At 72.2% G+C, this 14,512-nt stretch carries 13 protein-coding genes; 9 read left to right on the top strand and 4 right to left on the bottom strand.

From position 1 onward, the window contains the following. Positions 1–38: 38 nt before the first annotated feature. The 8 genes from LQ326_RS34510 to LQ326_RS34475 all read left to right on the top strand — a co-directional run bounded on the left by LQ326_RS34510 (position 39) and on the right by LQ326_RS34475 (position 7,840). Positions 39–929, top strand: a complete 891-nt coding sequence (locus LQ326_RS34510; protein ID WP_234543012.1) for a fumarylacetoacetate (FAA) hydrolase — start codon at positions 39–41, stop codon at positions 927–929. After that, a complete protein-coding gene (locus LQ326_RS34505) occupies positions 926–1,894 on the top strand; it encodes a PDR/VanB family oxidoreductase (RefSeq protein ID WP_234543011.1) in 969 nt (322 codons plus the stop codon). Before LQ326_RS34510 ends, LQ326_RS34505 begins: the two co-directional genes overlap by 4 nt. Positions 1,895–1,939: 45 nt before the next feature. Beyond that, entirely contained in the window at positions 1,940–3,208 is a 1,269-nt protein-coding gene (locus LQ326_RS34500; RefSeq protein WP_234543010.1) for an acyltransferase family protein, read from the top strand. Positions 3,209–3,312: 104 nt separating this feature from the next. Next, the gene (locus tag LQ326_RS34495) at positions 3,313–4,776 is read left to right on the top strand and encodes an MFS transporter (RefSeq protein ID WP_234543009.1); all 1,464 of its coding nucleotides are present in this window, start codon (positions 3,313–3,315) and stop codon (positions 4,774–4,776) included. 132 nt (positions 4,777–4,908) lie between these two features. After that, positions 4,909–5,280 (top strand): MarR family winged helix-turn-helix transcriptional regulator, encoded by a 372-nt coding sequence (locus tag LQ326_RS34490; RefSeq protein WP_234543008.1) that lies wholly within the window; start codon positions 4,909–4,911, stop codon positions 5,278–5,280. A gap of 142 nt (positions 5,281–5,422) precedes the next feature. Further along, positions 5,423–6,133 (top strand): DsbA family oxidoreductase, encoded by a 711-nt coding sequence (locus LQ326_RS34485; RefSeq protein WP_234543007.1) that lies wholly within the window; start codon positions 5,423–5,425, stop codon positions 6,131–6,133. A 173-nt stretch (positions 6,134–6,306) separates the two neighbouring features. After that, a complete protein-coding gene (locus LQ326_RS34480; RefSeq protein ID WP_234543006.1) occupies positions 6,307–7,524 on the top strand; it encodes a cytochrome P450 in 1,218 nt (405 codons plus the stop codon). 106 nt (positions 7,525–7,630) lie between these two features. Then, positions 7,631–7,840: a DUF5988 family protein gene (locus LQ326_RS34475; RefSeq protein ID WP_234543005.1), complete on the top strand. Its 210-nt coding sequence runs from the start codon at positions 7,631–7,633 to the stop codon at positions 7,838–7,840. Between the two features lie 115 nt (positions 7,841–7,955). On the opposite strand, the gene LQ326_RS34470 is transcribed toward LQ326_RS34475, so the two are convergent. Then, on the bottom strand, positions 7,956–8,906 hold the full coding sequence (locus LQ326_RS34470; protein ID WP_234543004.1) for an ROK family protein: 951 nt from the start codon (positions 8,904–8,906) through the stop codon (positions 7,956–7,958). A gap of 29 nt (positions 8,907–8,935) precedes the next feature. Next, the gene (locus LQ326_RS34465; protein WP_234543003.1) at positions 8,936–10,468 is read right to left on the bottom strand and encodes an FAD-binding oxidoreductase; all 1,533 of its coding nucleotides are present in this window, start codon (positions 10,466–10,468) and stop codon (positions 8,936–8,938) included. 254 nt (positions 10,469–10,722) lie between these two features. Between LQ326_RS34465 and LQ326_RS34460 the strand changes: the two genes are divergently transcribed. Beyond that, the gene (locus LQ326_RS34460; protein ID WP_308402068.1) at positions 10,723–11,421 is read left to right on the top strand and encodes a thioesterase II family protein; all 699 of its coding nucleotides are present in this window, start codon (positions 10,723–10,725) and stop codon (positions 11,419–11,421) included. A 164-nt stretch (positions 11,422–11,585) separates the two neighbouring features. On the opposite strand, the gene LQ326_RS34455 is transcribed toward LQ326_RS34460, so the two are convergent. Then, a complete protein-coding gene (locus LQ326_RS34455; RefSeq protein ID WP_234543001.1) occupies positions 11,586–12,995 on the bottom strand; it encodes an MFS transporter in 1,410 nt (469 codons plus the stop codon). 176 nt (positions 12,996–13,171) lie between these two features. Continuing rightward, the gene (locus LQ326_RS34450) at positions 13,172–14,380 is read right to left on the bottom strand and encodes a 3-deoxy-7-phosphoheptulonate synthase (RefSeq protein ID WP_234543062.1); all 1,209 of its coding nucleotides are present in this window, start codon (positions 14,378–14,380) and stop codon (positions 13,172–13,174) included. Positions 14,381–14,512: the final 132 nt, after the last annotated feature.

Raw genomic sequence — 14,512 nt, 5'->3', positions numbered from 1 at the left:
CGGTTGCGGCCCGAGTCTCCCCTGGGAGGGCCGTCAGCATGACCATCCTGTTCGAGAGCGAGTACCGCGGCGAGCGCCACGTCGGCATCGGCAAGCCGGCGCCGGGCGAGCCCCTGACCCTGTACAAGGTCCAGGAGGACCGGCTGAGCGCGGAGTTCGTCACGGCCGACCGCCCGGCGGACGTCGCCGCGGCGGTCACCGAGGGCGCCGCGTCCGTGTCGGTCGCCGCCGACGACCCGCAGCTGCGGCTGCTGCCCCCGTTGTTGCCCACGACCACCGGCAACGCGCTGGTCAGCGGCTTCATGCGGACCCACCGGTCGAAGTTCGACACCGCGCCGAGCGAGGACGAGGAGTTCGTCCCGCCGAACTGGTTCTTCAAGGGCCTCGGCGCCTGGCTGCGGCTGCCGGGCGAGCCGCTCGTGGTGCCGCGCAAGCCGGTCGCGCTGATCGAGGAGCCGGAGGTCGCGCTCGTCTACGTCAACGACGCCGACGGCGAACCGCACTACGCCGGCTACACCTTCGGCAACGACCTGTGCGACATCGGGCTGCACCGGGAGAACCCGGGCTGGAACCCGTACTGCAAGCTGTGCGACACCGCGATCACGCCCTGGCTGTTCCTGGACGAACCGCCGGCGTCGGTGACCGGCCGGGTCACCATCGAGCGGGACGGGGTGACCGCGTGGGACGGCCGCTTCGACTGCGGTGAGGACGCCCTGTACTTCCGGGTGCGGGACATGGTCGACCACCTGTTCTCCTTCCCGGCTGTCCGGCGGCCCGGCCTGGTGAACTACGTCTTGCTGGGCGCCGACGAGGCGAGCTACCACGACGGCTTCCGGATCGCCGACGGCGACCGGATCACGATCGACGTGAAGAGCCACGACGTGACGTTCGCCAACGACGTCCGGTTCGGCGGCGCGGTCACGTCATGAGCGGGACCGCCGAGCAGTCCGCCCTGCTGGTGCACCGGATGACCTGGGAGGCGGCGGACGTGCTCTCCGTCGACCTGGTGCACCCGCAGGGCAAGCCGCTGCCGGCCTGGACACCCGGCGCGCACATCGACCTGCACCTGGACGGTCTGGTACGGCAGTACAGCCTGTGCGGCGACCCGGCCGACTCCGGCCGCTACCGGGTCGCGGTGCTCAAGGACCCGGTGTCGCGCGGCGGTTCGGCGTTCGTGCACGGCGCGCTGCGGCCCGGCGCGCTGGTCACCGTGGGCGGCCCGCGCAACCATTTCGAGCTCGCGGACGCGACGTCGTACGTCTTCGTCGCGGGCGGCATCGGAGTGACCCCGCTGCTCACGCATGCCCGGGAGGCCGGGGAGCGCGGCCTGCCCTGGCAGTTCTGGTACGGCGGCCGCTCCAGGGCGTCGATGGCGTTCACGGAGGAGCTCGGCGAGCTGGCCGCCTCCGACCGCACGGTGGTCCTGCGGCCGAAGGACGAGGACGGCCGCCTCGACCTGGACCGGGTGCTCGCCGGGGTCCCGGAGGGCGCCCTGGTCTACTGCTGCGGCCCGGAGCGGCTCACCGCGGCCGTCCGCGCCGGCTGCGAGGCGCTCGGCATCCTCGGCCGGCTGCGCGTCGAGCACTTCGCCGCGGCCACCGCACCGGACCCGGGCGCGGACGGCGGCACGGCGTTCGAGGTGGAGTGCGTGAAGTCCCGGGTCACCGTGACGGTCGGCCCCGACGAGTCGATCGTCGACGCCCTGGAGAACGTGGGCGTCGTCGTGGACGCCTCCTGCCGCGACGGCGTCTGCGGCACCTGCGAGGTCCCGGTCATCGAGGGCGAGCTCGACCACCGGGACATGGTCCTCACCGACGCGGAGCAGGCCGCCGGACACCTGATGCTCATCTGCGTCTCACGCTGCACCTCGCGGCGTCTCGTGCTCGATCTCTGACGCGGCCGGGCCGAGTCCCGGCGACCTGACTAGGAGTGACAGACCATGACCACCGAACAGTTCACCGGCCGGATCGAGTCCGGCCCGCCGGTCGCCGTGACGCCCGCGGCGGCCGGCGCGGGCCTCACCTCCCGGACACCCGGCGGGGCGGCCGCCGGCTCCCCCGCCGCGGCCTCCCGGCTGCCCTCACTGACGGGGCTGCGGGCCCCGATCGCGCTGGCGGTGTTCCTCTTCCACGCGGCGCTGCCCTTCCCGAGCATCCGGCTGTTCGCCGACGACTCGCTGGCGCACGGCTTCTACCGGGCCGTGGCGCAGGTCGGCGGCCTGACCATGCCGTTCTGGTTCGCGCTCAGCGGCTTCATCCTGGTGTGGTCGTACCGCGGGAACGAGAAGACGACGGCCTGGTGGCGGCGGCGCTACGTCAAGATCGTGCCGCCGTACATCGCCGGCTGGATCCTCGCCCGGGTGCTGGTCGAGGGCGTCGACGGCTCGCACACCACGCTCGCCCAGGGCTTCCTGAGCTTCTTCATGCTTCAGTCGTGGGTGCCGGACGTGCCCACCAACTTCGCCGTGAACAACGTCGGTTGGTCGCTGTCCACGGAGGCGTTCTTCTACCTCGTGTTCCCGGTGGTGTACCCGCTGGTGCGCCGGATCCCCGCGCAGCGCCTCAAGTACTGGATCGGCGGTGTGGTGCTGGCGGTCTGCGCGGTGCCGCTGATCACCTATGCCGTCATACCGGTGGGGACGGCCGTGGTGCCCAACGAGCCCGCGCACTCGGCCAACTACTTCTGGTTCGCCTACATCTTCCCGCCGGCCCGGCTGCTGGACTTCGTGCTGGGCATGCTGGTGGCCCGCGCGGTGCTGACGGGCCGCTGGCGCAACATCGGCATGGTCGGGTCGGGGGCGCTGCTCGCGGTCTCGTACGTCGTCGCGCTGAACATCCCGATGCTGTGGGGCCTCCGGGTGGCGTGCCTGGTGCCGGCTGTGATGGTCATCGCGGCGGGGGCGATGGCGGACAGCGAGGGACGCCGCAGCATCTTCCAGAGCCGGTTCGCCGTGTGGCTCGGCGACATCTCCTTCGCCTTCTACTGCGTGCACTTCACGGTGCTGGAGCTCACCCGCAAGCTGCTGGGCGACCGGCTGTTCTCCACTCCCGCGACGATCGGCCTGCTGGTCGGCCAGCTGACCGTGTCGGTGCTGCTGGCCTGGGCTCTGTTCGCCTTCGTCGAGCGTCCGGTGACCCGCAGGTTCTCCCGCTCGCGGCGCGCGCGTGCGCGCAGCGCGGCGCGGATGCCCGAACCCGCCCGAATGTGACCCAGGCCACACGGGCGGAGGGAAGGACGGGCCTCTCGATCCCAGTTGGAGCTCGACGCACAACCTTGAAAGCTGACTAACCGTCAGGCCTATAGGAGGGTCTCGTGACGACAGCAACACCGGCCAAAAAGGCGGGACTTGTAATGTTCCTGCTGGCCTTTTCCCAGGTCATCATCTCCGTCGACCTCAACATCGTCTACGTCGCGCTGCCCGACATCGGGGAGGCCCTCGGCTTCTCCGAGCAGTCCCTGCAGTGGGTGGTGTCGGCGTACGCCGTCTCCTTCGGCGGCATGCTGCTCTTCGGCGGGCGCGCGGTCGACCGGCTCGGGGCCCGACGGCTTTTCATGACCGGCCTGACCTTCTACGCGGTCTCGTCCCTGGTCGGCGGTCTGGCGAACAGCCAGGCGCTGCTGATCGGAGCGCGCCTGGTGCAGGGCATGGGCGGCGCGCTGCTCTTCCCCGCCGTCCTCGCCCTGATCGCCACCTCCTTCGAGGGGCAGCAGCGCACCAAGGCGTTCGCCGTCTGGGGTGCGGCCGGCTCGCTCGGCCTCGCCGCGGGCGCGCTGCTCGGCGGAGTGCTGACCGACCTGGCGTCATGGCGCTGGGTGTTCCTGGTCAACATCCCGCTGGCCCTGGTCATCCTGATCCCGGCGCCGCGCGCGGTGCGCCCCGACGGCCCGGTCAACACCTCCGGCGGCTTCGACGTGCCGGCGGCGCTGCTGGCCACCGTCGGTGTCTCCGCGGTCGTGACCGGCCTGGTCACCGGCCCGGACCACGGCTGGACGGCGGGCCTGCCGGCCACGTCCCTGGTCCTCGGTGTCCTGCTGCTCACGGCCTTCTTCGTCACCGAGGCGAAGACCCGCAACCCGCTCATGCCGCTGCGGCTGCTGAAGAACCGGCCGCTGGTGGTCGCCATGGCCGTCCTGCTGGTGTTCCAGACGGCGCTGGCAGGCGCGTACTACGTCTTCACCACGTACGTGCAGCCGGTGCTCGGCTACTCGCCCGTCCAGGCGGGTCTGGCCTTCCTGCCGCTCACGCTGTTCTCGATCATCGGCTCCGGCCGGCTGGCGCCGAAGATGATGGAGCGCTTCGGGCCGCGCATCACCCTGTTCACCGGCATGATCGTCAACGGCATCGGCATCGGCCTCACCGCCGTCGTCATGACCACCGGCGGGTCCTTCTGGGCCCTGCTGCCGGGCTCGTTCGTCTGGGGTGTCGGCGGCGGTCTGGTCTTCGTCTCGGTGTTCGCCACGGCGGGCTCCGGCGTCGACGCGGAGGAGCAGGGCGTGGCCAGCGCCATGGCCTCCACCGCCCAGCAGGTCGGCGGCGCCGTGGGCCTCGCGGTCCTGGTCGCCGTCGCCAACTCCACCTTCACCGGCAGCTACACCGACGCCGACCCCGCGGACGTGGTGGAGGGCCTGCGGCTCGCGGGTCTGATCGGGGCCGGTCTCCTCGTCCTGGGCGGCTTCCTCGCCCTGGCCATCAAGAGGCAGCCCGCGGTGCAGGCGGCCTCCGCCCCGGAGGCCGCGGTGCACGCCGAGCCGGAGAGCGAGCACGCGCTGGGCTGACCGGACCCCGGCCGGCGAGCCCGTACCCCCCGCCGACGGCGGGCGGCTTCGCCGGCCGGGCAGCCGGGGCACCGCACCCGCCGCACGGCTGCCCGGTCCTGTCGGAACGCCACAGGCGAGGAGTCCGAGTTCATGACGCCGATCGAGTCGGCACGCTGGCGCGAGCGGATCGCGGCGCACCTACGGATCACGCAGGAACTCGACCGGGCCCTGGTGCGCGCGCACGGGATCAGCCTGTCGGAGTTCCTGGCCCTGTGCGCGCTCGACCGGGCGGGCACCCGGCTGCGGGCCAAGGACCTCGCCGACGCCGTCGGCCTGTCCCCCTCCGCCGTCAGCCGGTTGCTCGTCCGCCTTGAGCAGCACGGCCTGCTCGTGAGGGGGCGCGGCACCGGCGACCGCCGCGCGCGCTGCCTGACCGTCACCGAGTCCGGCAGCCGCACGGCCCGCGCCGCCACGTCGACCTTCGACGCGTACCTGGGCCTCGTACCGGCCGCCCAGGGCTGACGCGCGGCGGCTTCCCCCGTTCGTCACCTCCGCATTCCCCCTCTTCCCTTCTCCCCCCTTCCTTGAATTCCCCGGATTCCTGGGGTTTTCGGGATTCCTGGGATTCTTCGGATTCCCCTGCCTCGAAAGGAGAACCCCCCACATGCGCGTGGAGATCTGGACCGACATCAGCTGCCCCTGGTGCTATGTCGGTCAGGCCCGCTTCGAAAAGGCGCTGGCCGCGTTCCCGCACCGCGCGGACGTCGAAGTGGTCCACCGTTCCTTCCAGCTGGACCCGCGCCGCACCAAGGGCGACGCCGAGCCCATCATCGGTGTCCTGATGCGGGGCAAGGGCTGGACCCGCGAGCAGGCGCAGGCCAACGAGGACACCCTCAGCCGGCAGTCGGCGGCGCTCGGACTGAAGTACGTCATGGGCCGCGACCACGGCTACACCTTCGACATGCACCGCCTCCTGCACTTCGCGAAGGAACAGGGCCGCCAGCACGAACTGCTCACCCTGCTCTACCGGGCGAACTTCGCCGAGGAGCGTTCGGTCTACGACGACGACGAGCGCCTCGTCGACCTCGCGGCCGAGGCGGGGCTGGACGCCGACGCGGCACGGAAGGTCCTGGCCGACCCGTCGGCCCACGCCGAGGACGTCCACGCCGACCTGCGGGAGGCCGCGGCCGTCGGCGCCACCGGTGTGCCGTTCTTCGTCCTGGACCGCAGGTTCGCGGTGTCCGGCGCCCAGCGCCCCGAGGTGTTCACCCAGGCGCTGACGGAGGCCTGGGAGAGCCGCCCGTCCCTCCCGGTGGTGGCCGGCGCGGTGCACGGCGACGCCTGCGGCCCGGACGGCTGCCCGGTCCCGCACTGACCGGCGCCGCCGGGCCCGGGCGGGAGGAAACAGCACGACCCTCCCGCCCTTTTCCGGCGTGACGTGAATACCGACTTGGCGAGGTAGAACGCAATACCCGGCCTTTTCTTGGCCCGTTCAATTCATCGCTCATAAAGTCCATTGAAAACCATGGCGCGACGAGAGGATGAGACATGACAGCCCCCACGGATGCCGCAACGGTCTCCCCGGAGATCCCGTTTCTCGACGTCCTCGATCCCGCATTCCGATTCGACACCCCGGACGTGGCCGCCGCCCGCGCCGCCAACTGGTACGCCCGCACCCCGGTCGGGCTGCTGGTCCTGCGCTACGCCGAGGCGAGCGAACTCGTGCGCGACGGCCGGCTGACCCACAACGGCAAGGGCTTCATGGAGCAGAACGGCATCGTGGACGGGCCGATATACGACTGGTTCGTGCCGGCCCTGGTCAACCACGACGGCGCCGATCACCGCCGGATGCGCGGCCTGGTCAACAAGGCCTTCACGCCCCGCATGGTGGAGGGCCTGCGCCCGCTCATCCGGGCCACCTCGCGGCGGCTCGCCGAGGAGCTCGCGGGCCGCGAGGAGGTCGACTTCTTCGAGGAGTTCGCCGACGCCCTGCCGCTCGTCGTGATGACCGAGCTGCTCGGGGTGCCCGCCGAGGACTTCCCGACCTTCCGCACCTGGAGCTCGGACATCGGTCTGGTCTTCAGCCTGGCCCTCGGCGGCGACATCCCCGCGCGCGTGGAGGCCGCCGTGTCGGGCCTGTACGCCTACGTGGACGGCCTGATGGCCGCCAAGGCCGCGAACCCCGGCGAGGACCTCATCTCCGCCCTGGTCGCCGTGCAGCGCGCCGAGGGCACGGTCACCGTGGACGAGCTGCGCAATCTCATCGTCACCATGGTCTTCGCCGCCCACGACACCACCCGCCTGCAACTGTCCAACGCGATGGTGACGTTCTCCGAGCACCCCGGCCAGTGGGAACTGCTCGGCCGTGACCCCGGCCTCACCGCACAGGCCGTGGAGGAGGTCATGCGCTGGTCCCCCTCGTCGAACGCCGTCTACCGCTACGCGGGCGACAGCTTCGGCTTCCGGGACGAGACGTTCGAACCGGGCACCATGTTCGCGATCGGCGTGCAGGCCGTGCACCGCGACCCGCTGGCCTTCCCCGGCGGCGACGTCTTCGACATCACGGTCGCCCGGCCGAACCAGGTCCTGCAGTTCGGCGGCGGACCCCACTACTGCCTGGGCGCCCCGCTGGCCCGTATGGAGCTCAGCGAGGCGCTGCCGGCGCTCGCCGAGCGCCTCGGCCCACCGTCCGTCGCCGGGCCGGTCACCTGGCGTCCGGCCATCGGCATCACCGGTCCGAACGAACTGCCGCTGCGCTTCGGCTGACCGCCTCGATCCGGTCAGAAATGACGGGATAAATAGGGGTTGTTCGAAGTTCGTCCGCCGGGCGACCATCGGGGAGTCCCGCAGTCTCGTACACCGGAGGTATCCCGTGCCGAACTTCAAGGCCCTGCTGGTCGGCGGTCCGTCCGCGCTTCCGGCCACGGATCGCGTCCAGCTCGTCCCCACCCTCGCGGAGAAGGTCAAGCACCGCTTCGAGGCGGGGTACGAACACTTCGCGCACGAGGGCGAGTTCCGGACCGTCGACGGCGAGGAGCTGGCCGTCTTCCACTGGACCATGCGGACGGCCATCGCCGAGTGACCCGTACGCCGTCGGGTACGGCGCACACCGGGCACCGGACGAAGGTCCCGCGCCCCGGACTTCCGGGGCGCGGGACCTTCGCGTGGTCGTCGAGGAGCTGTCGCCGTCCGCCGGTTCACAGCGGTGCCGGAACCCGCCGCCCGAAGGTCTGGCTCGCCAGCAGCAACGCCCCGTCCAGCGAGGACAGTCCGCCCAGCGCGGCCGGCGCCACCGGCACGGGCGCCACTCCGGGACGGGTCAGCTCCCGTACGTGTGCGGCGACCCGGGCCGCATAGCCCGGTACACCGGTGCCGAACCCGCCGCCCACGACGGCCAGTCCAGGACGGGCCAGCTCGGCGACGCCGACGACGGCGAGGGCGAGGGCGGTGGCGCTCGCCTCGACCGCGTCCACGGCCCACCGCTCCCCCGCCCGCAGCCCGGTGGTCAGACCCGTGAAGTCGACGGGCGCGCCGCGCAGTCCGGCGGCCCGCCGCAGCGTGGCCGGTCCGGAGGCGAGGCCCTGGACGCAGCCGGTGCGTCCGCAGTCGCAGCGCGGTCCCGACCGGTCGACGACGAGATGGCCGATCTCGCAGGAGCCGCGCCCGGGGCCCGGCCACAGCTGCCCCTCGTGCACCACTCCCCCGCCCACGCCCGTGCCCACGCCGAGGTACACCACGTCGGCGCGGCCCGCCGCGCGCGCCTCGGCGAGCGCGGCGAGGTCGCCGTCGTCGGCGTGCACCAGCGGGACGCCGGGGAGCATCCGGTGCAGCGCCGGGACCAGGCCCAGGCCCGCCCAGCCGGGCCGTCCCGGCCAGGTGAGCACCGTGCCGTCGGCGTCGCAGCTCGCCGGGAGCGCCACGCCCACGCCCCGCAGGCCGGCGGCCCCGCCCGGCAGGCGGCTCAGCAGCGACCGCAGGCGGTCCGCGAGCAGGGCGAGGTCGGCGGCGGGGCCGCCGTCGGGCGGCCAGCGGAAGGCCTCCTCGGCGGAGGCGGCCGGGCCCTGCCCCGAGTCCCCGACGACACGCAGCGCGACCTTCGTGCCACCGATGTCGATGCCCAGATATCTGGAGTACGAAGAGATGTCCATATGACTGTTCGCCTCTCCCCCGTGCGCGGTCAGCTGCCGACGCTCTGGGCGTGGTGGAAGACGTCGGCCGGGTCGTAGCGGCGCTTGACCTCGAGGAGGCGGGTGTAGTTGTCGCCGAAGTAGGCGCGCCGCCAGTCGGTCAGCCGCGGGTCCGGGAAGTTGACGTACGCCTCCCCGGTGGAGGCGGGCGCGAGGAGCGCGGAGCCCCGGTCCACCCAGTCCGTCATGGCGGCCTCCACGGCCGCGGGCGGTGCCGCGTCGGCCGTCATGGCGGCGAAGCCGGTCATGAACTGGGCCGATCGGTGCCAGTACGCGGTGTCGGCGCGGCCCGGCTCGTTGGCCCGGCCGCCGGTCGCGGTGAAGGACAGGAAACGGGTCTGCCCGGCCTGCCGGCCGCCGTCGTACGCGGCGAGCGAGTCGGACAGGACGGAGCCGGTGACGGCGCGGTCGAAGATCCTGGTGCGCTCGCGCAGCACACCGTTGCGGGGCAGTTCGGCGTCGGGGTTCTGGCCGGTGAGATGGCACTCGTCCACGGTCAGCTGCCCGCAACCGTACACCCGGCGCATCACGTCGCCGTACGCCAGCTCGCTGCTCTCCCGGCGGACCGGGCGGGCACCCGACTGCGCGGCCAGCTCGTCCAGGCCGCTCTCCAGGTCGCGGGGGTCGCCCCAGAAGGTGCCGGACAGCAGCACGGTGGGCGTGGCGCCCGGGGCGGCGTCGGGCAGCGCCACGAGCAGCGCGGAGCCGAGGTCGTGGGGGCCCGCGACGCTCCAGTGCTGCCAGGTCTCGATGACCTCCTGCGCCTTGTCCCAGGGCCATTCGGTGTCGAAGAACACCCCGCCCGGCTGGTCGACGGGGACCACCTCGAAGTCGAGGACGACACCGAAGGTGCCGCCGCCCCCGCCGCGCAGCGCCCAGAACAGATCGGGCTCACTCGTCTCGGAGACGTGCGCCAGCCGGCCGTCGGCCAGCATGACCCGCGCCGAGACCAGCCGGTCGGAGGCGGTGCCGAACTTGCGTGTCTGGTGGCCGATGCCGCCGCCGGAGACGAAGCCGCCGGGGCAGACGGTCGGGCAGGTGCCGGTGACGATCTGGACGCCGTGCGGCTCCAGCGCGGTGAGCGCCTCGATCGACATGGCACCCGGGCCGAGATGGACCGTCCGGCCGTCGGTACGCACCTGCCTGAAGGCCGACACGTCGACGACGAGTCCCTCGCCGGTCGACCAGCCGGCCAGGTTGTGGCCACCGCTGCGGGTGCGCAGCTCGATGCCCTGCTCCCGCGCGAACCGCAGACAGGCCCGGACGTCCGCGACCGTACGGCAGCGGGCCACGGCCTGCGGCCGAAGCGCGCTGTACTCGCCGAGGTAGACGCTCCTCGCCCGGGGGTAGCCGGCGTCGGAGGGGCGGACCAGGTCTCCGGCGAGCGACTGGGCCAGTCGGTCCCAGGCGTCGTCCCCCACGGTGGTGGACAGCGCGGACGCGACCGGCCCTGCGGACGTCGCACCCACGGCGGCCAGTGCGAGACCGCCGGCCGAGGTGAGGAATGCTCTGCGCGTAGCCATTTTCTCCCGCTCTCTCGTCGGTTTACGGCCAACGTAGGGAGCGGAGTTCGGCACTGATAACCCCTAATTCCCCCTTGTCCTTACCGGAGTTGCCCGGCCCGGGATATTCAGGGGTTGCCGGTCCCTCTTTCCCGGGCCATCTTGGCGGTGAATACGCCCGGTCCGCGGAGGGACGACGCATGCCTGTTTCAACACCCGCTTCACAGCAGTGGATTCGCCGGTATCACCCGGCGCCCGCCGCACGGGTCGGCCTCGTGTGCTTTCCGCACGCGGGCGGCTCGGCACCGTACTACGCACCGCTGGCCGCCGCGCTCGCGCCGTCCGTCGACGTACTGGCGGTGCAGTACCCGGGACGCCAGGAGCGCCGGCAGGTGCCACCCGTCGACGACGTCCGTACCCTCGCCCGGCAGTCCTACGACGCCCTCGCCGAGGCCGGGTTCGACGGCACGGGCCGGCCGCTCGCGCTGTTCGGGCACAGTATGGGCGCACTCGTCGCCTTCGAGGTCGCCCGGCTGATGGAACAGCGGGGCGACGGCGGCCCCGCGGTGCTGTTCGCGTCCGGCCGGCGCGCGCCGAGCCGGGTGCGCGCCGGGACGGACACCCCGCGCGACGACGCGAGCATCGTCGCCGACATCCGGGCACTGGGCGGCACGGACGCCCGCTTCCTGGAGGACCCCGAGCTGCTCGGCATGGTGCTGCCCGCGCTGCGCAGCGACTACCGGGCGGTCGCGGGCTACCGCTCGGCCGCGGACGCCGCGATCGCCGCGCCGGTCGTCGTGCTGGTCGGGGACACCGACCCGCACACCACCCCGGAGGAGGCCCGCGCCTGGCAGCGCCATACGTCCGGCCCCTTCGAGGTGCGCACGTTCCCCGGCGGTCACTTCTACCTGGAGGACCAGCAGCGGGCCGTCACGGCGGCACTCTCGGAGGTGCTGCGCGACATCGGTGCCTGAGGGCCGCCGTGACGGGAGCTCCTGGCGTGCGGGATCCACCCGCCTGCCAGGAGCTCCCGTCGTTCCCGGGTGCGCCGTGCGGGACGCGCGAGAGCGGCGGAGCCCGCGCTTTCGCCGGGCTCCGCCGCTCTCATCCGCGGATCACAGGACGGGGACGCCGGGGATCACGGGACGGGGACGTCCGTGCTGTCCGTCACCGCGTTCTGCTCGGGCTGTCCGGCCCCGGCGGGCCGCGGGCCGGTCCGCAGCATCGCCGCGCCGATGACCAGGGCCAGCAGGACGAACCCGGCGGCCAGCAGGAACGCGACGTGGTAGCCGCCGAGCAGCGCGTGCGCCTCGTTCTCGCCGGCGGCCGTGAGGGAGTTCGTGCGGGAGGAGACGAAGGCGCTGAGCACGGTGAGGCCGATCGCGCCGCCGATCTGCTGCGTGGTGTTGAACAGACCGGACGCGATGCCGGACTCCTCGGGCGTGACGGCCGACATGCCGAGCCCCATCATCGCCGGGGCGGCCAGCCCGAAGCCGAGGCCCATGACCAGGCTGGCGGGCAGGAAGTCCACCACGTACGTGCCGTCGACACGGGCGAAGGAGAGCATGAGGAACGCCACGACGATCAGCGCCATTCCGGAGTACAGCATGGGCCGCTGGCCGAACCGGGTGATGAGCCGGGCCGAGAGTCCGAGGGAGACTCCGGCGATGACCACGGCGATGGGCACGAAGCCGAGGCCCGCCTGAAGCGGGCTGTAGCCGAGCACCCGCTGGACGTAGAGCGTGCCGAAGAACAGCAGGCCGAACATGCCCGCGATCATCATGAACTGCACGATGTTCGCGGCGGTCAGGCCGCGCGAGCGGAACAGCCGCAGCGGCAGCAGCGGGTTGGCGACCGTGGCCTGGCGGACCACGAACCCGACGAGCAGCAGCAGGGACAGGGGGAGCAGCAGGAGGGTCCGGGCGGAGGCCCAGCCGACCTTCTCGGCGTCGACGATGGTGTAGACGAGGAGCATCATGCCGGCCGTGACCAGCGCGGCACCCAGGAAGTCCGTGCCCTTGCCGAGGCCCTGGCCCTTGTCCTTCGGGATCGAGCGCAGGCCGGCCAGGACGAGCACCGCGCCGATCGGAGCGTTGATGAAGAAGATCCAGTTCCAGCTGAGGAACTGGGTGAGCACACCGCCGAGCAGCGGGCCCACGGCGCCGCCGCCCGCGGAGGCGAAGCTGTAGGCGCCGAGGGCCTGGGCCTGCTGGCGCGGCTCGGCGAACATGGTCGCGACCATGCCGAGGATGCAGGCGGACGCGATCGCGCCGCCGACGCCCTGGACGAAGCGGAACGCGATGAGCGAGCTCTCGTTGGCCGCGAAGCCGCACAGCAGGGAGGAGGCGCCGAACAGCGCGACCCCGGTGAGGAAGACGGTCTTGCGGCCGATCAGGTCACCGAGCCGCCCGGCCAGCAGCAGGAGGCCGCCGAACGGGATGACGTAGGCGTTCACGACCCAGACCAGGTTCGCCTCGGAGAACCCGAGGCCCTTCTGGACGGCCGGCAACGCCACATTGACGATGTTCTGGTCGATGACGATCATCATCTGACCGATGCACAGTAAGGCAATGGTCAGCCAGGGACTGTTCGTACGGGGGGCGGGCTGGCCCATTTCCGTTCGCCTCCAATAGGGCATTGTTTGTTACAGAAGCCATGATGCGTGACCCGGTGCGGGCACGGAAGAAGGCACTTTCTTGTGACACGGGCACACCGGTGTTCCTTTTACGGGAACACCGTTGTTCCCGTGTCCCGGGAACTGCTCTGTCTCCCGGACAACCGCGCGATACGGTCGGCCAGGGCCAGCGCCTGTTCGGCGTTGAGCCGGGGGTCGCAGGTGGATTCGTACCGGCCGCTGAGTCCCGGTTCGGTGACCGCGCGCGGTCCGCCCAGGCATTCGGTCACCCGGTCGCCGGTGAATTCCAGGTGCACCCCGCCGGGATGGCTGCCGAGCGCCCGGTGCACCTGGAAGAAGCCCTCCAGCTCGTCCATGACGTCGTCGAAGTGCCGGGTCTTGTATCCCATCGCCGAGACACGGGTGTTGCCGTGCATCGGGTCGCACATCCACACCACCTGCCGGCCCGTGGCGGCGACGGCGTCGACGAGGGCGGGCAGGGCGTCCCGGACGCGGCCGCTGCCCATGCGGCTGATCAGGGTGAGCCGGCCCGCCTCGGCGCGCGGGTCGAGCCGCTCGGCGTACTCGGCGGCGAGCGCCGGGGTGGTGCCCGGACCGAGCTTGATACCGACGGGGTTGGCGAGCAGTTCGGCCAACGCGACGTGCGCGCCGTCGAGTTGACGGGTGCGCTCGCCGATCCACAGGAAGTGCGCGGAGGTGCCGTACAGCTTCCCGTCGGTGGGGTCCACCGCCAGCTGGGGGTGTTCGTAGTCGAGCAGCAGCGCCTCGTGGCTGGTGTGGATGCCGGCGAAGCGGCCGCGGAGCTGGTCGAGGGTGGCGCGCGCGGTGCGGTGGGCCTCGATCATCCGCATCGGGTCCGGGACGCGCTCCCGGGGGTCGGGGACGGCGGCGTTGACGATGTCGCCACGGTAGACGGGCAGCCCGAGGCCGTCGACGGAGTCGGAGCGCGGCTTGGCGTACTGGCCGGCGAGCCGTCCGACGGGGACGACGGGCAGCCCGCTGCCCCCGGTCACGACGGCAGCCATCCTGAGCAGGGTGGTGGCGTTGCCCGTGATGTGCTCGCGGGTCGCGTCGAAGGTCTCCGCGCAGTCGCCGCCCTGGAGGACGAGGGCCTCTCCGCGGGCGGCCCGGGCGGTCTGCCGGCGCAGTGCCCGGATCTCCTCGGGGGTGACGAGCGGGGGCAGGGTGGCCAGGAAGGCGGACACGGAGCGTACCTGTCCGGAATCCGGCCACGGCGGTTGCTGGGCCGCCGGCCGGCTCAGGGCCGCCGCGACCTTCTCGGACCATTCCCGCGGCAGGCCGGCGGCCTGCGGGGCGGCTGGCAAGGAAAGTGTCGAATGCACACGGCCATTAGAACTCCGGGGGGATCCCCTACCCGTACCCCTAACAACTCCCTCAGTTTCCGCGGGTGCGCCGATCTCTGCGGTCCT

Origin of the sequence: Streptomyces shenzhenensis (assembly GCF_021462265.1) — a bacterium.
Lineage (GTDB): Bacteria > Actinomycetota > Actinomycetes > Streptomycetales > Streptomycetaceae > Streptomyces > Streptomyces shenzhenensis.
The sequence above is the reverse complement of the archived record's forward strand: the minus strand, read 5'-3'. Positions and strand labels throughout refer to the sequence as shown.

Excerpts from the sequence above, each read along its gene's own strand:
- LQ326_RS34510 (WP_234543012.1), top strand. The coding sequence starts at position 39 with ATGACCATCCTGTTCGAGAGCGAGTACCGCGGCGAGCGCCACGTCGGC.
- LQ326_RS34505 (WP_234543011.1), top strand. The coding sequence starts at position 926 with ATGAGCGGGACCGCCGAGCAGTCCGCCCTGCTGGTGCACCGGATGACC.
- LQ326_RS34500 (WP_234543010.1), top strand. The coding sequence starts at position 1,940 with ATGACCACCGAACAGTTCACCGGCCGGATCGAGTCCGGCCCGCCGGTC.
- LQ326_RS34490 (WP_234543008.1), top strand. The coding sequence starts at position 4,909 with ATGACGCCGATCGAGTCGGCACGCTGGCGCGAGCGGATCGCGGCGCAC.
- LQ326_RS34485 (WP_234543007.1), top strand. The coding sequence starts at position 5,423 with ATGCGCGTGGAGATCTGGACCGACATCAGCTGCCCCTGGTGCTATGTC.
- LQ326_RS34480 (WP_234543006.1), top strand. The coding sequence starts at position 6,307 with ATGACAGCCCCCACGGATGCCGCAACGGTCTCCCCGGAGATCCCGTTT.
- LQ326_RS34470 (WP_234543004.1), bottom strand. The coding sequence starts at position 8,906 with ATGGACATCTCTTCGTACTCCAGATATCTGGGCATCGACATCGGTGGC.
- LQ326_RS34465 (WP_234543003.1), bottom strand. The coding sequence starts at position 10,468 with ATGGCTACGCGCAGAGCATTCCTCACCTCGGCCGGCGGTCTCGCACTG.
- LQ326_RS34455 (WP_234543001.1), bottom strand. The coding sequence starts at position 12,995 with ATGATGATCGTCATCGACCAGAACATCGTCAATGTGGCGTTGCCGGCC.